This window comes from Yersinia ruckeri ATCC 29473 (assembly GCF_000754815.1).
GTDB classification, from domain to species: domain Bacteria; phylum Pseudomonadota; class Gammaproteobacteria; order Enterobacterales; family Enterobacteriaceae; genus Yersinia; species Yersinia ruckeri.
Window position 1 is genome coordinate 2,172,217 of the sequence record NZ_KN150747.1, and the last position, 19,125, is coordinate 2,191,341.

Genomic DNA, 19,125 nt, shown 5'->3' on the forward strand with positions numbered 1-19,125 from the left:
TCTGCTGCCAAAACGTAAAGCGTTTTATGTAGCAGAACGGTATTTTTTGGCGCTGAAATATCGCCGTGAAGGAGAGTTATCTTGTGTTCTGTTAGCTATCACGATCACGGCCATCATCATGTTGAAAGTAATGATACGATGCTGTGCCCGCAGTGCGATATGCTGGTGGCATTGCCAGAATTGGCTTTTGGCACCAAAGCGGTGTGCCCGCGCTGTAAAACGACACTGAGTATACGCTGGAAAGAACCGCGTAAAAGACCGATTGGTTATGCACTCAGCGCATTATTTATGCTGTTGATCGCTAACCTGTTCTCCTTCGTAAACCTACGGGTGGCAGGGATTACCAGTGACATTACGCTAACCCAAATTCCCCGTGTGATGCTGGACGATAATTATGCCAGTATGGCAACATTATTTATGGTGCTGGTGCAATTAATCCCAGCATTCTGCATGATCGCCATTATTTTGCTGTGTTCTGGCACCCGTTTGCCGAAACTCCTGAAAATCAGCATGGCTAAGGCGCTGTTTATGTTCAAAACCTGGTGTATGGTGGAGATCTTCCTAGCCGGTGTTTTGGTTAGCTTTGTCAAGCTGATGGCGTACGGTGAAATTGGTATCGGCAGCAGTTTTGTCTCCTATTGTCTGTTTTGTCTGCTTCAGGTGCGGGCTTTTCAGTGTGTGGATCGCCGCTGGCTATGGCAGGATATTGCTCCAGCTCCGTTAATAAACTGTGAGCTAACCCTTGGCCGCACGGGTATTCGTCAGGGTGTCCGCTCCTGTACTTGCTGCACGGCCATTTTACCTATTGAGCAACAAGCGTGTCCGCGCTGTCATACCCGTGGTTATGCCCGTCGTCGTCATAGCCTACAATGGACTATGGCGTTGCTGGCTACCTCGATTCTGTTGTATATCCCCGCCAATCTGATGCCCATTATGATTACCGAATCTCTCGGTAATAAAATGACGTCGACCATTATGGCGGGAGTGATTTTTTTGTGGGGAGAAGGTTCCTATCCAGTAGCATTGGTGATTTTTATTGCCAGTATCATGGTGCCATCGTTGAAAATGCTGGCTATCGGTTGGCTGTGCTGGGATGCCAATGGTAAAGGTGATACCGATACCGAACGGATGCACTTTATATACGAAGTCGTCGAGTTTGTTGGCCGTTGGTCAATGATCGATGTATTTGTCATCGCAATGCTTTCAGCATTAGTGCGAATAGGCCAGTTAATGAGCATTTATCCCGCCATCGGCGCATTGTTATTTGCAATGGTGGTGATTCTCACCATGATGGCCGCATTGACCTTTGATCCCCGCCTAACCTGGGATCGGATGAGTGAAACAACCAAGAAGGAGCCGCAAGGTGACGGACAGTAAGTCAAGCCAAAGTGTGGCAGAAATAGAAAAAATCAAGCGCTGGTCTCCGGTGTGGATCATTCCGATTGTTACCGCATTGATTGGCGCATGGATTTTGTTTTATCACTTTAGTCATCAGGGGCCTGAGGTCACTTTATATACGCAAAATGCCGAAGGCATCGAAGCGGGAAAAACCAAAATAAAGAGCCGTAGCGTGGATATTGGCACGGTGGAAATGGTCACTCTAAGTAATGATCTGAATCAGGTTATCGTCAAGGCGCGCCTCAACTCGGGTATGGAGAAATTACTGCTCTCTGATTCCGTATTCTGGGTGGTGAAACCTCAGATTGGCCGTGAGGGGGTTTCCGGTTTGGGTACGCTATTATCCGGCCCCTTTATCGAGCTACAGCCAGGCAGAGCCACTAAACATGCCGATGAGTTCCATTTACTTGATTCCCCGCCTTTAGCCTCTCCAGACGCGAAAGGGCTACGCGTTATGCTGGATAGCGATCAGGCCGGGCAATTGAATGCGGGTGATCCGGTGTTATTCCGCGGCTACCGTGTCGGATCGGTCGAAACCGGTGCTTTCGATCCCAAGTCCCGTATGATGCGTTATCAACTGTTTATTAGTGCGCCCTATGACAGTCTGGTTACCACTAACGTACGTTTCTGGAAAGACAGCGGGGTAGCCGTTGATTTGTCCGCTCAGGGCATGCGTGTTGAAATGGCATCATTGTCGACGTTGTTCAGTGGCGGCGTCAGTTTTGATGTACCGGATAGCCTGGATTTGGGGCAGCCGGTCACGCAGGATAAAACAGCGTTCAAACTGTTTGATAACCGCAGCAGTATCCAAAACTCACTCTTTACCGAGCATGATGACTTCCTACTTTTCTTCTCGGATTCCGTGCGTGGTTTACAGGCTGGAGCACCAGTTGAATTCCGTGGTATTCGCGTTGGTACCGTGGGCGATGTACCGTTCTTCACCGAGGGTATCAAGCAGACGGTTGATAATGATTATCGTATTCCAGTACTGATCCGCATTGAACCGGGCCGCTTCCGTGGCGATTTGGGTCCAGAGACCCATTTTGAGCAAATACTGAAAACAGCCAAAGAGCGCGGTTTGCGCGCATCATTAAAATCAGCGAATTTGCTGACCGGGGCGCTCTTCGTCGACCTGGACTTCTATCCGGATGCCAAACCGTGGAAAGGGCCGCAAGAAATCGCGGGCTATCCGTTACTACCAACGGCAAGCGGTGGTCTGGCTCAGATTCAGCAAAAACTGATGGTGACTTTGGATAAGATTAATAATCTGCCATTGACGCCGGTATTGAATGAAGTCGCCCAGACTCTGGCTGAAAGTCAGAAAACGATGCGTGAAACGCAGAAAACTTTGGCGTCGCTGAATGAGATTACCTCTACTCAGGCAATGAAAGATCTGCCGAAAGACCTGCAAAATACGTTGAATGAAATCAATCGCAGCATGAAAGGCTTCCAGCCGGGTTCACCTGCCTACAATAAAATGGTGGGTGATATGCAACGTTTGGATCAGGTATTGCGCGAGCTGCAACCGGTATTACGCACCCTGAATGAGAAGAGTAATGCGCTGGTCTTTGAAGCTGCCAGCAGTCAGGATCCTAAGCCGAAGAAGGCCACAAAATGATGAAATGGATGATGGTAGTGATGGCGCTGGTACTCAGCGCCTGTAGCAGCAGCCCTGACAAGACTTACTACCAGTTACCTGCGTTAGGTACACCGGTAGCTGCCAGTTCCAGTGCCGTATCTCATCAGTTATGGCTGGAGCATGTTAGTGTTGCAGATTATCTGGCTGCATCTGGTGTGGTTTATCAAACCAATGATGTTCAGTATGTGATTGCCAATAACAATCTGTGGGCCAGCCCATTGGATCAACAATTGCAGCAGACGTTGGTGACTAACTTGAGCAGCGCATTACCGAACTGGCTGGTTTCCGCCCAGCCACTGGATAGTGATCAGGCGGTACTGAATGTTACCATTACCGGCTTCCATGGGCGTTATGACGGTAAAGTTGTGATTAAGGGCGTGTGGATCCTAAAGTATCGCGACAAATTGATTAAACAACCCTTTGATCTGGAATTGAAACAGAATGAAGATGGTTACGATGCCTTGGTCCGGACTTTGGCCCAAGGGTGGCAACAAGAAGCCCAACGTATGGCGACTCAATTGCAGGCGATAAAGTAATCGGCTTTATTATTTATATTAAGACCCTTTTCTACCTGTGAATACTTACAGTAAGAGGAAAGGGTTTTTTATTTTAAATCAAATGGTTAAGCTCATTCCTCCAAAATCAATCAGTTAACTGATTAACGGTGCCTAGCTCACAAATATGACATTGGCGTGAATATTGCGCATTGATTTTCTGTTTTAAACAGTCTATTTCTTAATCGTGGTTGTATGCAAAGCAACCATTGTTTTCTTTCCAGCAGACAAGAAATGAGGGAAACGAGGCATGAAGAGACAGAAAAGAGATCGTCTGGAACGGGCATTATCACGTGGATATCAGGCAGGTATTTCAGGGCGTTCAAGGGAAATTTGTCCCTATCAATCTTTAGATGCCCGGTCGCATTGGTTGGGTGGTTGGCGTCAAGCCATGGCTGACAGGGCTGTGACCGCTTAAGCGGCTCCCTGTTCGACAGAGGATAACCTCCGCTTTAGGCGGAGGTTTTCATTTCGGGCATCAGCCATTATTCGCGATGTGATAGAAAACTCTGCCACACAGAGCAGCATGACTTGTCCCATCATTTCAGCAAAAAACTGACATTGACCACGATCAAAACCATCGGAAACTGCATCTGTTAGTTGGAGCTAACGAATTTTACCACTCACCAGACCCAATCCTTCACAGTACGACGGTATTCGATTTTCTTATCGCAGGATGCAAGTTTTGCTCACACCCTGTATGGAAATAACACCCAGCACTTAGAACGCCGCAGTGTCTTTAAACAAGCCGACTTTCAGGTCGGTTGCGGTGTAGATGACTTGACCGTCAACCAACACTTCACCGTCTGCAACGCCCATGATCAATTTACGCATAATGACGCGCTTGAAATTAATCCGGTAAGTGACTTTTTTCGCATCAGGCAGAACCTGACCAGTGAATTTTACTTCGCCAACGCCCAATGCGCGGCCTTTACCTTCACCACCTAACCAACCAAGATAGAAGCCAACCAATTGCCACATGGCGTCAAGGCCAAGACAACCTGGCATCACTGGATCGCCGATAAAGTGACAACCGAAGAACCATAGATCTGGATTGATATCCAGTTCCGCTTCCACGTAGCCCTTGTTATAGGTGCCGCCGTCTTCGCTCATCTTGACAATACGGTCCATCATTAACATATTGCCTGCTGGCAGAGGTGGCCCACCCGCACCAAATAGTTCGCCACGGCCCGATGCTTCAAGGTCTTCTTTCGTATAGGATTCGCGTTTATCTACCATGTTCTCAGTAAGCCTTATTTTATTGAAGGTCGCAGATTAGCGTACACTTGTACGCTGAACAAGTCCGATCACCCCTGGTTGAACCAGTTGAGCCAGCGTAATGGCCATGGGCGGCGTCGATCCTGTGGGTTCATCTGTGCAATTCGCTCTTGAATTATACCTAACAAACTCGGTTGTTGTTCATCAGCATAAGGCAGGCCAGTTAAAAGCGGCAGTGCCTCAATAACTGAGTCTACCGCCCAAAGGTGGAATTGCCCATTTTGTACTGCGTCGATTACGGACGGGTGCAGACACAGATGACGCACATTGGTACTCGGTAAAATAACGCCTTGGGTACCGGTTAACCCGCGACGTTGACAGACTTCGAAGAAACCTTCGATCTTTTCATTGACACCGCCGATTGGCTGAACATGACCAAATTGATCGACGGAACCGGTCACGGCAATTTGTTGATTGATCGGTTGTTGTGAAAGGGCGCTGATCAAGGCACATAATTCAGCCAATGAGGCACTATCACCATCAACTTCACCATAAGACTGCTCGAAAACGATAGATGCCGAGAGTGGCATAGGCTGATCAAGCTCTAACTCAGCATTCAGGAAGGCCTGCATAATCATCATACCTTTTGCATGCAGATTACCACCTAACTCGGCTTTGCGTTCGACATCGACGAATTCACCGTCGCCGATATGAGCAACGCAGCTGATACGTGCGGGTTCGCCAAAGGCACGGGGATGACCCGGATATTCCAGAACCGATAAGCCATTAATCTGGCCAACGACGGCACCCTCGGTTTCAATCATAATCTGACCGAGTTCAATTTCATCCTGCATGCGTTCGGCCAGATAATTGTGTCGCCAGTCACGGTTGTTTAACGCAGCTTCCAGCGAATCAGCTGTAATTTCATTCTGTTGCGTATACATTGCCGCTTCCGCTAACTGGCGAGCGAGCCATTGCGGACAAAGTGGCAGGCTGCCTTGATCGCCACTATAACGAATGGCCTGTTTGAGTAGCACGGGCCAAGCATCGGTGGACAACGGTGGCAGATTATTCTGCTGTACCAATCCATTGATATAGCCACACCAGAGCGCCATGCCTTCTTCATCCAGCAGTGGCAACTCGGCCTCAAATTCGCCGTAGATCGCCAGTTCACCTAGCTCTGGTTCCATATCGTGGAAATCACCCAGACCTAAGCGATCACCAACCAGCACCAAGCGCAGGTCAAGCGGCATTGAGGGGATATGTAGCGGTAGTGGACGGGTTTCGTCAGGAGACAGCCAGTCGAAACGTTGCTGGGTAATCATCTGCTTTAAGCGCAGCCACATGAGCGGTTGTGCCAGCAAGGAGCGGACTGACAGGATCAGTACACCCCCATTGGCCTGATGAACCAGTCCTGGCTGTAGGCTGACCGTCTCTTTATGAATTCTGACGCAACCAAACAATTGTTCTGGCTCAACCCATTCCTGATACAGGCAGGTTACTTTGGCAGCAAATGGTTCATCGCCATGCTGCGCCGCTTGCCAGCGAACGTGATGGCCATGCACCAGATAATCACCGCCCGTCAGCGCCGGTGTTTCTTCGGCCTGTAACTCTTTAACTGCCCGATCCAGCAAGGCGAGATACTCGCCGCTTTCTTGCGCCTTGATTAACATAAAGCGCGGCTTGGATTGCGGATGACAAAAGAGTGTCAAACCGTTCTCCAACCGGGGCTGATATGCCGCAAAAGGAACGGGAGCCAGTTGAGCGGCGGTAGCAAATAACGCCTCGTATGGCGTTGTGTTTGGCAGCAAAGACTGCCATTCAAGTCGATTATTGGTCAAAGTGTTAGATGCAATCGTCAAAAAGGGAAAGGGCGATTATACAAGAATAACGCAGGCTGCATATAAGCAGAGTGGTAGTTGTCGATAAGGAGTGTGACATCCTGATATTTCAGTACAAAAAACAATCTAAAACAGCGTGATTAGCAGAGGGAAATTTAGCGCAAAGCTGTTATGCTTACTAAAGTTACGCGGTCACTGAAGAGATCACGATGAAATATCAGCAATTGGAAAATCTTGAGAGTGGATGGAAATGGGCCTACTTGGTGAAGAAGCACCGGGAAGGTGAACCCATCACCCGCCATATTGAAAAGAGTGCTGCTCAGGATGCGGTCGAGCAATTACTGAAACTGGAAAGTGAGCCGGTTAAAGTGCTTGAGTGGATTGATACGCATATGAATACGAATCTTGCTAATCGGATGAAGCAAACTATCCGAGCTCGTCGCAAGCGTCATTTTAACGCTGAGCATCAGCACACTCGCAAAAAATCTATCGATCTGGAGTTTCTGGTTTGGCAACGTCTGGCTGCATTAGCTCGTAGGCGGGGTAATACCTTATCTGAAACCGTAGTGCAGCTGATTGAAGATGCAGAACGTAAAGAGCAGTATGCTAATCAGATGTCATCGTTAAAGCACGATTTACAAGCTATTTTAGGTAACGAGCCATAGCCGGATAGGCGGGATAATGGATACTGATTCTTTACTCAAATTGGCAGCAAAAAAAAACCCCGCAAAGCGGGGTTTTTTATGAAGAAGTAAACTTAAGCCTGTGGCTGAGTTACAACTTCTTTGATGCCTTTCACTTCGATCTCTACGCGACGATCTGGTGCCAGACATTCGATCAGGGCAGCACGTGGTTTCACGTTGTCACAGGTGTTACCTGTAACTGGATCTGCTTGACCCATACCACGAGCAGAGATCTTGTCTGCAGGGATACCTTTAGCTACCAGGTACTCTACAACGCTGCGAGCGCGGTTTTCAGACAGTTTCAAGTTAGGAGCAGCTTGACCGATACGGTCAGCGAAGCCCAGAACTACAACAGAACCGTCTTTAGGATCGATAGAGCTCAACTGAGAATACAGTTGATCCAGCGCTTGCTGGCCTTCTGGTTTCAGAGTTGCTTTGTTGAAAGCAAACAGCACGTCAGATTTCAGTGTGAAACGCTTGGTATCAACAACTGGAGCTGGAGCTGGAGCTGGAGCAACAACTGGAACGATAGCATCATCTTGACCGAAACGGTAAGAAACACCTACGCTCAGCATACCGTTATCTGGACGAGCACCAACGGTACCACGGTCACCGATGTTGTTAACCCATTGGTAATCCAGACGAGTAGCCCAGTTTTTGGTTACTGCGTACTCAAGACCAACAGCGGCCAACGGAGAAACACCAGTATCGTGAGCGCTTGCGTGGCTGTTTGTACTTGGTTCGTTTACTGAAGCGTCTGCACGCCAAACCATACCACCCAGACGAGTGTACAGGTCCAGATCTTGAGCAATTGGGTAGCTCAGTTTAGCAGCCAACTGAACGCCTTGTGCTTTGAAAGCGCCGTTAACAGTATCGCCTTTGTAAGGCATACGGCCCAGCCAGTCATATCCCATTTCGAAGCCAAGATACTGGTTCGCTTGGTAACCGACGAATGCACCAGCACCCAGTTGACTCTTATGAGTTGGACCGTCGTTGCTAATGTCTGAACCGGTACCGACATCATGGAACTGGGACCAGCCCAGTTTACCACCAGTGTACCAGGTGTTATCTTTCGGTGCGGCTTGCGCTACTGTAGCGAAACCAGCCAGTGCCACTGCTAATGCGATAGCTGTCTTTTTCATTTTACGCCTCGTTATCATCCAAATAGGCAATGAGCTTTTATAAAGCCAAGCCCTTGGTTAAAATTCTTCGTTAAGGTTTAAACTGCTCCCGTTAATTACGCTGCCAGTTTAATTTGGCCTTTTAGAGCAACCTTAGCGAAGTAAAGTCTACAACGTGGTGAGAAAGTTACAAGTGTGATGTGATAAACTGCCTGAAAAAAAAGCGAAAACAGGGTATTTTTTTAACATTTTTAGTGTGAAATTGAGCGTTTTTTGCGCGTTATTTTATGCTGTAAGCCGCAGAATGACTCGCTTTGTGCCAACTTACCGAGGTTCCCATGTAATTCACGTTAAATTTCATGGGATAAATCCTAAATTTACTTAATGATACAAATTAGAATGAATTTTTAACGTTGCGCACTGTCCTTCATTCGATCTTGTGTCATTTTGCGGACGCATAATGAACCCATATGCATTCCCCTGCTCGGCAGCAAAACGCAGTCTTAGCCGATCCTCATCAGACAAATCCGGTAGCCAACCGAGCACGACGCTGTAATTTCCTGTCGATAGCGCTTTTTCCATCGCTTCAACCGTAGAGATGGCATTTATCTGGTTTAGCTGCACCACTTTATCAACGGGTAAACCCGCTTGTTCGAGCCATAAGCGACTGAGTTTTTGCTGTGGTGTTAACCATAGCAGCCAGCGCGCCTGTTTACCGAGTTGTTGGAGTAAAGGAACAAGTAACTGAGCGACTGCGGGCTGATTTTCACTGTAAACCACTTCACTGATAAGCCCGCTATCCATGGATGCACCGGTTTTCGTTGCTAATGAATTAGCAGAAAAAGAATGACGATTGGAGCGATGAGTTTTAAGTGAGAGAGTCTGCATGTGATTTCCTGCCCGTAGTGATACTGTATGAATATACAGTAATGGGTGTTTGATGGAAGATCAACCTAATTTTTCAAACTGCTTCGCAAAATTGTGATGAAAATTCATGCAAAGCAATTTTGTAATTGGATAGTCGATTCATATTGCGTATTTTTGCAATTAGTTGTTCCTCTTACACTTATTACAACGAAGTTAGGACTATAGGCTAAGCATTTACTAAAGGAGTAGTAATGAAGCACTTATCAGAAAAAAGGATTGCCCAAGCTCAGATTCGATTCGCATATCTCGGTCAGATCACCTTTCGTTCCCAGTTTGGCGGTTATGGGGTGTTGGCTAACGGCATCATGTTTGCACTGGTGTCGGAAGGTGAGATGTATTTGCGAGCCAGCCAGTGCGCCGAATGTTTATTTCGTTCGTACGGCATGCACAGCCTGGTTTATGCCAAACGCGGGATTCCAGTCGCTCTGCGTTATTACTGGATAGCGCCTGAGCTGTGGGAAGATGATGAAACGCTCACCCAGTTTGCTTATCTGGCCTATCAAGGCGCAGAGGATGACCTGAATAGCAAAAATCAGAAAACGACCAGGCTCAAGGATCTTCCTAACTTGAGTGCGGGTCTGGAGCGGCTGCTGTGGAAAGTGGGTATCAAGAATGCGGATGAACTGAGAACCGAAGGGGCGAAATGTAGCTACCTGAAATTGAAAGCGTTAAAAAGTGCGCTTGGTGTAAATATTTTGTTATCGCTAGCGGGAGCGATTAGCGGAGATCATCATGCCGTATTACCTCAAGGCATCAAAAATGAACTTTTACAATGGTTCCGTGACGTTGGTTCAGTAGGCAGGCCTCAGTATGATAATTGAATTCGGACCGGATTTTGAACCAGCCCGAATGGAGGATTAACCCTGTTGACCAATCTGCTTATTTAAGGCCGAGAGTTCAGGCAGTAGCCCGAGTAATAATCCAACTTGCTGCAACACCAAGGGTTCTTTGTTTTCTGGATCGGGAGTGGTTTGTTCGATACGGGTAGCAAGTGCACTAAAAGCCCGCTCCATGCGCGAATTGTCTACTGGCTCTTCGCTAAGAGCGGCCTCAACATAGCAAATTGCGTCATTCAGCAATTCCAGGATCACGGGGTTGGCTAGCATTTCGCGATGAGCACCCAGTGCAGAAATATAACTTAGCATGGTGTGATTCAGGCAAAGCAGACGGAATGCCGCATCTTGTGTTTCGCGATTATTTTTGGGTTCCGCCGACATATTGGAAATCACGGATGCCAGTTCAGCATCACTATTATGGGCATCACGTCTAGCAATACGATAGGTCAATCCGTTGTCTTTTCCCTGGTGATACTGCATCAGAATGGCATCCAGATAGCGACAGTTGGCGTTGAAGGTTTTGTGGATTACGGCGGGTAAGTGGCGGAATTTCCAGTCGGGCCAGATAAAGGTTACGGCAATCCAGGCAATAGCGCAGCCTAACAAGGTATCAATCACGCGCGGTGCGGCGACCTCGAATCCTTCCCCCAGAAGATTGAAACACAGTAAAACCAGCAGGGTGATAAACATAGTGGCATGGGCGTACTGCACGTTACGAAAGGCAAAGAACAAGACTCCGGTAATCACGATCAGGATGAGTTGCCCTTCGATAGATGGCACAAAGTAAAGAATAGGTAAACCAATCAGAATACCGGCCAGCGTACCAATAATTCTCAGCGCCAGACGGCGGCGGGTAGCGTTATAGTTGGGCTGACAAACAAACAGACTGGTGAGCAGTATCCAATAACCGTGTTGCATACCGGTTAGCTGGATAAAGGCATAGCCAATACACAGTACGATGGACATTCGCACTGCATGACGAAACAGAGCGGACTGCGGTGTCAGGTGCCGGTTGATGCGCAGCCAGATGTCGCTCCAGCCAGTAATACGATCATCGGCAAGCATATTGTCAGGCTGTGGGCCATCAGCCAGTACCTGCTCAGATTCGATACCCGCTAACTGGGCATCAATCGCTCGCAGATTGCGTAGCAAATAGGACAGCGCTTTGGCTTGTTGGCTATTCTCATGATTTTCTGCCATTCGTGACAAGGTAGCATCCAAATGAGTAAATGCTCGCTCAAAACGCTGATCGTGTTGATATTTCTGATGTAATAAAATGGATTGGGATAATTGCTGACAGGCACGAGCCTGCATGCTTAATAACCGTTGGAAGCGGAATAGCACGTCGCTAAACCGAAACTTTTCCCGCAAACTTTGGTATTGCACATGGGATGAACTGGCACGCTCATGAATATCCTGAGCGACAAAGTAATAATGCAGTGTCCGGCGAGTTCCTCGCTGGCCGCGGTCACCTTTTAGACGAGTGACTAATGATGCTTTAGCCTGATTGAGTGTCGCGACCAACTCGCTATTGGCCATAGCTACATCAATCAGCGGCTGGTTTACGTCGTCTTCAATATCTGGGTCAAACAGATTGGCTTTGGCTTCCAGATAGCGAGCCAACTGCTGATAACAGCGTGCCATATTGTCCTGCAACGGGCGGATAGGAAAAATCAAATGGCCAGATAGTGTTAATAAATTGTACCAGATGGCACCTAATATCAGTAACAACGGTTGCTCATACCAGATGCTGTACATTGTGGTGCCCAGCATGGTGTAGATGGCAATCAACAATGCGCCAAACGCAATGGTGGCATAGCGCTGCCCGAGTGCGCCCAGCAGAATAAATCCACAGGTCGAAAAAGTCAGACCGATGGCAAAGAACCATGGGTAGGGGAATAGCAGTTCAATCGATGCCGAGGCCACGAAAAAACAGACTAGCGTAATGAGCAGATTGCGCAAACGGCCAGCTAAGCGATCGTCTAAATCGGTTAGGGCTGCGGCAACAACGCCCAATGTTAGCGGAATAGTGAGTTTAGGCTGTTCAATCCACCAAGGCACAATAGTGGCACCCGTCAGAGCGATAAAAATACGGACGTAATACAGAAAACTGCTGTTATAGGCGTAGCGGCGTAAATCAGAAACAAAAGTGAGCACAAAAAATCCCTAAAACGGAGAAAAATCAACGTACTGAACGTAATGCTGACAAAGCCAGTCTGGACGTACCTTTTATCGTGTTACTGTGCCTCAATAGCGCCGCTAGCTCATAGGAATACGTTACTCATCTGCCTATAAACTGCTTTGTCAGCGGATGCTCATCAACGTTGTTGATAATGACGTTTGGCATTCTCGATTCTGGCTTGTTGCGCCATTTCAACCGAAACCACCCGGCGACCTACCGGCCATAGGGCAATCGCTGCAATTTTAAAATTAGCGATACCAACAGGAATGCCGATGATGGTTAAACACTGGGCAATCCCGGCGAGAATGTGTGAAATACACAGCCACCAACCAAACAAAATAAACCAGATAATGTTCAACAGAGAACCGCCGGTTGTTAGTAAAGCATTACTTTTTTCCGGGTATAATTCATTGACATGGATCGCCTCATTGCCATAAGGCAGGAATGAGAGCTTGGTTATTTCCCAGCAGGAGCGGGTTAATGGTAAGGTAACGATTAATAGCGCGCTGACTAAGGTAGCGAGCAGCCAGGCAAGCGTTGTGAAGAAGCCGCCTAAAACAAAATTCAAGATGTTCAATGCAGTGCGCATAGTGATTAATCTGCCTGATAAAATTGAAGAACCGCGATGCGGGTGAACGTAAAGATTATCACTTTTCCCATTATTACGTGTTTTTGACAATAACTCGTAAACTATCTGATACCTGCTGTTTAAACTCAATTATTTTATTTACACTTTATTTTGATATCGATACTCACTCAATACTAGCTATGGCGCATGTATATGGAACTTAAAGCGACATCTTTCGGCAAGCATTTGGCACAACATCCTTATAACCGGGTGCGTTTATTGAATGCGGGCATTGAGGTGAGCGGTGATAAACACCAGTATTTGATCCCGTTTAATCAGTTGGTCAACATCCAATGTAAACGAGGAATTGTTTGGGGTGAGCTAGAATTTGAACTGCCTGAGCAGCAAGTGGTTCGGCTGCATGGTACCGAGTGGCAAGAAACCCAGCGTTTTTACCATTATCTATTGGGTATCTGGCAGCAATGGAGCGAGGAAATGAGTTTGATCAGTGCCGAGGTACTACAAACTCAGGTAGTGGCAATCAGGAAGATAGAACAGCAGGATAAATGGTTCAAGCGAACTGAATTGGCGCAATTGCAAGAGAATATCAAACAGGCTTTCAGCGCATTACCAATACCAGTGGAACGCCTGAGTGAGTTTGAGTGTTGCCGTGAAGATTATGCCCTTTGTCTGCGTTGGCTGGATCAAGGTCACCGCAGTGTTGTCATGCGTAATCGGCAATGGACTGACCGAATGCTGGAGCAGCACCGCGAATTTTTCCAGCAGGTGGAAACCTCGCCGCTGAATGATTCTCAGTGCCGGGCTGTTGTCAATGGCGAGGATTCGGTGTTGGTACTGGCGGGTGCTGGCAGTGGTAAAACCTCGGTGTTGGTGGCGAGAGCCGGATGGTTATTACGCCGTCAGGAGGCTCAGCCAGATCAAATCTTGTTGCTGGCATTTGGGCGACAGGCGGCTGACGAAATGAACGCTAGAATTAAGCAGCAATTGGGTGTGGACGGTATTCAGGCTAAAACTTTCCACGCTCTGGCGCTGCAAATCATTCAGCAAGGCAGTCGGAAAGTGCCAGTTATCAGTAAATTGGAGTCTGATAGCGAGGCGCGACGCACACTGTTGATCAAAAGCTGGCAGCAGCAATGCAGCGAGAAAAAAGCGCAGGCCAAAGGGTGGCGACAATGGCTAACGGAAGAATTGGAATGGGATGTCGGCGACGGCAACTTCTGGCAGGATAAACGTCTGGCAGCTCGATTGGCTGGGCGTTTAGAACGTTGGCTTGGGCTGATGCGAATGCACGGCGGCAGTCAGGCAGAAATGATTGAACAGGCTGACGACGAAGTGCGCGATTTATTCCAAAAACGTGTTCGGTTAATGGCTCCTTTACTAAAAGTCTGGAAAAATGCCTTAAAAGAGGAAGGGGCGGTTGATTTCTCCGGTTTGATTCATCAAGCGGTGAATCTTTTGGCAAAAGGCCGTTTTGTCAGCCCATGGAAACATATTTTGGTAGACGAGTTTCAGGACATTTCGCCGCAACGGGCGCAGTTGTTGTCCGCTTTACGCCAGCAAAATACCCAAACGGCGCTGTTTGCCGTGGGCGACGACTGGCAGGCTATTTACCGGTTTAGTGGTGCAGAACTCTCGCTGACGACTGCGTTTAGCCACAATTTTGGAGAGGGTGCAGAGTGTGCGCTGGATACGACTTACCGCTTCAACGATCGTATTGGTGAAATTGCCAACCAGTTTATCCAACAAAATCCCTACCAGTTAAAGAAACCGCTAAACAGTCTGACCAAGGGCAACAAAAAATCAGTGACGATTTTGCCGCAGGAACAGTTGGAGCCGTTACTGGATAAGCTCAGTGGTTATGCCAAAGATAACGAGCGGATAATGATTCTGGCTCGCTATCATCATTTGCGTCCCGATATTTTACAGAAGGCAAAAACCCGCTGGCCTAAGCTAAATATAGATTTTATGACTATTCATGCCAGTAAAGGTCAGCAGGCGGATTATGTGATTATTGCTGGTTTGCATCAGGGTAACGATGGATTCCCGGCACAGGCGAGAGAATCGGTGCTGGAAGAGGTGCTTTTGCCTCAGCCGGAAGATTTTCCTGATGCGGAAGAGCGGCGGTTACTTTATGTGGCCATGACGCGAGCTAAACATCAGGTATGGTTACTACAGGATGGCGAGCGTCCTTCGGTTTTTGTCAGCCAATTACATGAAATAGGTGTACCGGTACAGAAGAAACCTTGATGTTAACGCTATGTCCCAGTGACAGAAAAACACTGGGACATAAACTTACCCGAGGTGAGCTAGACTCTGGTCTGAACGCTGTAGAGATCCTCGCCCTTTATGGGGGTCAGTTCATTTAGGGCGGGGAGGATGTCAATTCAGACGGTCTTGCAGATAGCGTTGATAGTCGGGAATGGTAATCTCGACTTCTTGTTCAAATAGAGATGAACAGACCAGAAAGTCTGCTGTTGAGCGGTTGGTGGCAACCGGTATATTCCATACGGTGGCTAAACGCAGTAAGGCTTTAACATCGGGATCGTGAGGAACGGCATTCAATGGATCCCAAAAAAAGATCAGCATATCAATCTTGCCTTCGGAAATCAGCGCGCCAACTTGCTGATCACCGCCCATCGGGCCACTCAACATGCTGTGAACCGGTATTCCTGTGGCTCGTTGCACTAAATTCCCAGTAGTGCCTGTGGCATAAAGCTCATGTTTTGCCAGTAGATCGCGGTTTCCTTCAACCCAGGCAAGTAATGATTTTTTACAATGGTCGTGGGCGACAAGTGCAATATGTTTTCTCGCCGCAACGGTACGGGTGGTCAGTTCCATGAGCAATCCTTAAATAACCGAGATTTTCCCAACAGATTACTGAAACTGGGTTTCAGTTCATAGCGGTAACGCAAGAAAATGCGAAGGGCAGCAAAAAACCTGATTTTTTAATTGGATATAATGTGAGAACTTTATTTTTCTGCGTATTTTTTTGCCCAGTCCAGGAAGCGTTTTTGGGTGTCTTTATCCGCCTGAAGAAACCAATATTGCAGCATTTGCTCGGAAACATTTTCGCCATTCAACCGGGTGGTTTTATCCGTTATATTACTGCCTACTGCCGGTAGAGTGGTTCCCGGTACCGCGCTGGTGGTCGATGGCGGAATAGATGCGAAAGATGGAACCGATGCTTTATGGTTGCCCAGATTATACAGCGCCATCAGGTTTTCCAGTGATGGGCTGTTGCTCAAGTCTTCCGGGTGTAAAACATCCGAACGAACCGGTAAAATGTGAGTGTTGTGATCAACTAACTGATAGATGGGATTGCGAGTAAACTTCAGTCCTTCCCGTGGGTTAGCAATAGCGGGTAGGCGAATGGCTACAGATTTAACGTTATGGGTGTTAAATACTACGACCAACGGTGGTGAAGTGTAAAATATTTGAGCCGATGCATCATCTGACAGATTTTTGGCAACCTTGAACAAAATCTGATGTTGTCCACTGTTCAGTTCCAAGCTGTCAGCACCTTTGAGCAATGAGCCGGACATGTTCTTACCGTCAACAACCAGTAAGTCAATCTCAGGTGACAGTTTTAATGTCGTTGCTAAGGTAGAGGCACTTAAGCAGGCGATCAAAACTCCCATAGCCATAAGACCGATTTTCATGTTTCACTCCTTTTACCCGTTATCTGTGTTGTTAGATAAGCAAGCTGATGCGTCAAAGATTATCCATTCCATCATTATAATTACATTTCGAAATTTTTTGTATTATATGATTGTATTTATATTTTTGAATTTAAAAGAAAAATCAATCTAATCTAACCGTTACCAGCTTGACAGAAGTTAAACAAAGTCAATTGGATACCATTCTTTTTTGTCGCGTTGCCAGATGATATACACTTAGTTAATCGACAACGGCTTATACCCCATTGGGATTGGCATGAGTCTGATAAGTTCTATTTATGCACATCAGAGGAACGGAAATATGCATGACAACGAAATCGCTGAGGTACTCAAAAAAACCAAAACAATCGCATTAGTGGGTGCCAGTAATAATCCTGGACGTCCAAGCTATGGCGTGATGGCTTATCTGCTTTCTCAAGGTTATCAGGTGATTCCTATCAGCCCAAAGCTGGCGGGGCAAACTCTACAGGGGCAATTGGCATACGGTCAACTGGCTGATATTCCTCATCCGGTGGATATGGTGGATGTGTTCCGTAATGCTGATGCTGCTTATGTGATTGCGCAGGAAGCCATTGCCATCGGTGCCAAGGTCCTGTGGCTGCAAATTGGCGTGATTAACGAGCAAGCTGCGGTGCTGGCTGCCGATGCTGGCATTAAAGTGATCATGGATCGTTGTCCGAAGATTGAGATTCCACGGTTGGGTTTGGAGAAATAAAAACTATTTTTTGTGTCCCAGCTAAAGTGTCCTTTCAATGGCTGGGTATTTTTTGATGTAAAAAATGTTGCCAGTGGTGGGTTAGCGAGGTCAACGCAAAAAACCAATAAAAAAACCTGACGCCAAAGCCAGGTTTTTCCGGGGTATTCGGCTTCGTTAGTTGACGGTCAATGACGTAATCTCGGTGCCTGTAATTGATCACGTATTGATACCGCCAATTCATCCAGAGACGGTTGATCAGGATGTGCGTCCTGCGTTTCATAGGTTAACTGTGCTTCTGCCAGATAGGTATGTATCGGCTGGCCTTCATCATCTTCCATCACCACGTGGTACCAAGGAGCCAGACGCAGGGTATCGCTGTTGACGACGTCTTCAGGTTGAGGTTGGTTTAGGGAGTATTCGGGGTCAATATCAATAACTACCCCCAAAAAGCCGAGCAGTTTGTGACGAACCTGCTGACCAATACCGAATTTGCTGGCGATCATGGTAACCTCCTGAAAAACATTACACTGCCTTCATATATGAGGGCAGTGCAGAACATTTCAAGTTACATCACCCGACAAGCAAATCCTTTCAGGTACAAACCTTCCGGATAAGTCGCAATGACGGGATGGTCGGCTGCCTGACGGAACTGCTCTACAAATTGTATATCACAACTTGCATCTAGCGCGGCATCCGCCAAAATTTTCTGGAACAAATCGTTTGGCATTAAACCTGAACAGGAGAAGCTCAGTAAAATACCGCCGGGACGCAGCAGTTGTAGCGCCAACATATTGATATCTTTATAACCACGACAGGCACTGGCTAACTGGTTTTTATTTTCAACGAATTTCGGCGGATCCATGATGATCATGTCGAATTTCTCACCCTGCGTGCGGTAATGACGCAGCAATTGGAAGACATCGTCGCGAATAAATTCTGCTTTGCTCAGATCCAACTGGTTTAATTCCACATTCTGTTTGGCAATATCCAGCGCTGCCTGAGAAGTATCCACGCTGATAACCTGCTCACATCCGCCCATTAACGCAGCAACCGCGAAGGCTCCAGTGTATGAGAAGCAGTTCAGAACCCGGCGGCCTTTGGCGTAGTTACGTGCCGCTAGACGGCTGTCACGTTGATCCAGATAAAATCCGGTCTTATGGCCCTGTTGGATATCAACCAACAGTTTCATTCCGTGTTCCTGAATCGGCAGTAGAGCTGGTGGAATATCGCCGAGAATTGGGCCTTGGGTCAGTTCCATGCCTTCTTTTTTACGCACTGATACATCGGAACGATCGTAAATAGAGCAATCTGGGTAGCAATGCTGTAATGCCGCAACCAGCGCTTCGCGATGATATTCAGCACCGGCAGACAATAATTGCAGTACGAAGAAGTTTTGGAAACGATCGATAGTCACACCGGGTAAACCATCAGACTCACCGGCGATCAGGCGATAACTGTCTAATCCATCACGCTGGGCGATCCAATCGCGCCAGCTTTGTGCACGTTGCAGCCGTCGGATAAAGAAGGCGTTATCGATGGACTCATCCTGCATGAATGTCCAGACACGGGCACGTAACTGAGATTCTGGCGAGTAGGCACCGCGAGCCAGCCATTTGCCTTGGCTGTCCATAATATCAATGGTTTCGCCTGGTAACGGCTTGCCTTCAATACGTTCAACGGCACCGGAAAATACCCACGGATGACGGCGAATCAAGGACTTTTCGCGTCCTTTGGCTAGAAATAAACGGTTCATAATAATCTTT

18 protein-coding genes are annotated in these 19,125 nt (G+C 47.5%); 8 read left to right on the forward strand and 10 right to left on the reverse strand.

The features are described 5' to 3' along the window. Positions 1-81: 81 nt before the first annotated feature. The 4 genes from pqiA to rmf all read left to right on the forward strand — a co-directional run bounded on the left by pqiA (position 82) and on the right by rmf (position 4,009). Positions 82-1,377, forward strand: a complete 1,296-nt coding sequence (gene pqiA / locus DJ39_RS09630; RefSeq protein ID WP_071665742.1) for a membrane integrity-associated transporter subunit PqiA — start codon at positions 82-84, stop codon at positions 1,375-1,377. Continuing rightward, positions 1,364-3,016, forward strand: coding sequence for an intermembrane transport protein PqiB (gene pqiB / locus DJ39_RS09635; RefSeq protein ID WP_038241569.1), 1,653 nt, complete (start codon positions 1,364-1,366; stop codon positions 3,014-3,016). Before pqiA ends, pqiB begins: the two co-directional genes overlap by 14 nt. Continuing rightward, positions 3,013-3,573: a membrane integrity-associated transporter subunit PqiC gene (gene pqiC / locus DJ39_RS09640; RefSeq protein ID WP_038241572.1), complete on the forward strand. Its 561-nt coding sequence runs from the start codon at positions 3,013-3,015 to the stop codon at positions 3,571-3,573. Before pqiB ends, pqiC begins: the two co-directional genes overlap by 4 nt. A gap of 268 nt (positions 3,574-3,841) precedes the next feature. Continuing rightward, complete coding sequence (gene rmf / locus DJ39_RS17445; RefSeq protein WP_038402188.1) at positions 3,842-4,009, forward strand: ribosome modulation factor; 168 nt, start codon at positions 3,842-3,844, stop codon at positions 4,007-4,009. 302 nt (positions 4,010-4,311) lie between these two features. On the opposite strand, the gene fabA is transcribed toward rmf, so the two are convergent. Continuing rightward, positions 4,312-4,830 carry a bifunctional 3-hydroxydecanoyl-ACP dehydratase/trans-2-decenoyl-ACP isomerase gene (fabA, locus tag DJ39_RS09645; RefSeq protein ID WP_004718918.1) on the reverse strand — a complete coding sequence of 173 codons (519 nt, stop codon included), beginning with the start codon at positions 4,828-4,830 and terminating at the stop codon, positions 4,312-4,314. 68 nt (positions 4,831-4,898) lie between these two features. After that, on the reverse strand, positions 4,899-6,650 hold the full coding sequence (locus DJ39_RS09650) for an AAA family ATPase (RefSeq protein ID WP_004718920.1): 1,752 nt from the start codon (positions 6,648-6,650) through the stop codon (positions 4,899-4,901). 209 nt (positions 6,651-6,859) lie between these two features. Between DJ39_RS09650 and matP the strand changes: the two genes are divergently transcribed. Further along, positions 6,860-7,315: a macrodomain Ter protein MatP gene (gene matP / locus DJ39_RS09655; protein WP_004718923.1), complete on the forward strand. Its 456-nt coding sequence runs from the start codon at positions 6,860-6,862 to the stop codon at positions 7,313-7,315. Between the two features lie 92 nt (positions 7,316-7,407). On the opposite strand, the gene ompA is transcribed toward matP, so the two are convergent. Further along, positions 7,408-8,475: a porin OmpA gene (gene ompA / locus DJ39_RS09660; RefSeq protein ID WP_004718926.1), complete on the reverse strand. Its 1,068-nt coding sequence runs from the start codon at positions 8,473-8,475 to the stop codon at positions 7,408-7,410. A gap of 360 nt (positions 8,476-8,835) precedes the next feature. Then, positions 8,836-9,342: an SOS-induced cell division inhibitor SulA gene (sulA, locus tag DJ39_RS09665; RefSeq protein ID WP_004718927.1), complete on the reverse strand. Its 507-nt coding sequence runs from the start codon at positions 9,340-9,342 to the stop codon at positions 8,836-8,838. Positions 9,343-9,572: 230 nt separating this feature from the next. On the opposite strand from sulA, the gene DJ39_RS09670 reads away from it, so the two are divergent. Beyond that, positions 9,573-10,202, forward strand: a complete 630-nt coding sequence (locus tag DJ39_RS09670; RefSeq protein WP_038241578.1) for a TfoX/Sxy family DNA transformation protein — start codon at positions 9,573-9,575, stop codon at positions 10,200-10,202. Between the two features lie 36 nt (positions 10,203-10,238). Here the strand turns inward: DJ39_RS09670 and yccS are convergent, their stop codons facing one another. Continuing rightward, entirely contained in the window at positions 10,239-12,374 is a 2,136-nt protein-coding gene (gene yccS / locus DJ39_RS09675; RefSeq protein ID WP_004718930.1) for a YccS family putative transporter, read from the reverse strand. Between the two features lie 161 nt (positions 12,375-12,535). Further along, entirely contained in the window at positions 12,536-12,988 is a 453-nt protein-coding gene (locus DJ39_RS09680) for a YccF domain-containing protein (protein WP_004718932.1), read from the reverse strand. 192 nt (positions 12,989-13,180) lie between these two features. Here DJ39_RS09680 and helD point away from each other — a divergent pair, with 192 nt between their 5' ends. Next, positions 13,181-15,235, forward strand: a complete 2,055-nt coding sequence (gene helD / locus DJ39_RS09685) for a DNA helicase IV (protein ID WP_038241584.1) — start codon at positions 13,181-13,183, stop codon at positions 15,233-15,235. A 132-nt stretch (positions 15,236-15,367) separates the two neighbouring features. Here helD and DJ39_RS09690 read toward each other — a convergent pair whose 3' ends face one another. Further along, positions 15,368-15,826 carry a methylglyoxal synthase gene (locus DJ39_RS09690; protein ID WP_004718935.1) on the reverse strand — a complete coding sequence of 153 codons (459 nt, stop codon included), beginning with the start codon at positions 15,824-15,826 and terminating at the stop codon, positions 15,368-15,370. Between the two features lie 131 nt (positions 15,827-15,957). Beyond that, positions 15,958-16,647 (reverse strand): DUF2057 family protein, encoded by a 690-nt coding sequence (locus DJ39_RS09695; RefSeq protein WP_004718938.1) that lies wholly within the window; start codon positions 16,645-16,647, stop codon positions 15,958-15,960. A 319-nt stretch (positions 16,648-16,966) separates the two neighbouring features. On the opposite strand from DJ39_RS09695, the gene DJ39_RS09700 reads away from it, so the two are divergent. Then, positions 16,967-17,380 carry a CoA-binding protein gene (locus tag DJ39_RS09700; RefSeq protein ID WP_004718940.1) on the forward strand — a complete coding sequence of 138 codons (414 nt, stop codon included), beginning with the start codon at positions 16,967-16,969 and terminating at the stop codon, positions 17,378-17,380. Between the two features lie 167 nt (positions 17,381-17,547). Here the strand turns inward: DJ39_RS09700 and hspQ are convergent, their stop codons facing one another. Next, complete coding sequence (gene hspQ, locus DJ39_RS09705) at positions 17,548-17,865, reverse strand: heat shock protein HspQ (protein ID WP_004718942.1); 318 nt, start codon at positions 17,863-17,865, stop codon at positions 17,548-17,550. Positions 17,866-17,927: 62 nt separating this feature from the next. Then, positions 17,928-19,118, reverse strand: a complete 1,191-nt coding sequence (gene rlmI / locus DJ39_RS09710; RefSeq protein WP_170854675.1) for a 23S rRNA (cytosine(1962)-C(5))-methyltransferase RlmI — start codon at positions 19,116-19,118, stop codon at positions 17,928-17,930. Positions 19,119-19,125: the final 7 nt, after the last annotated feature.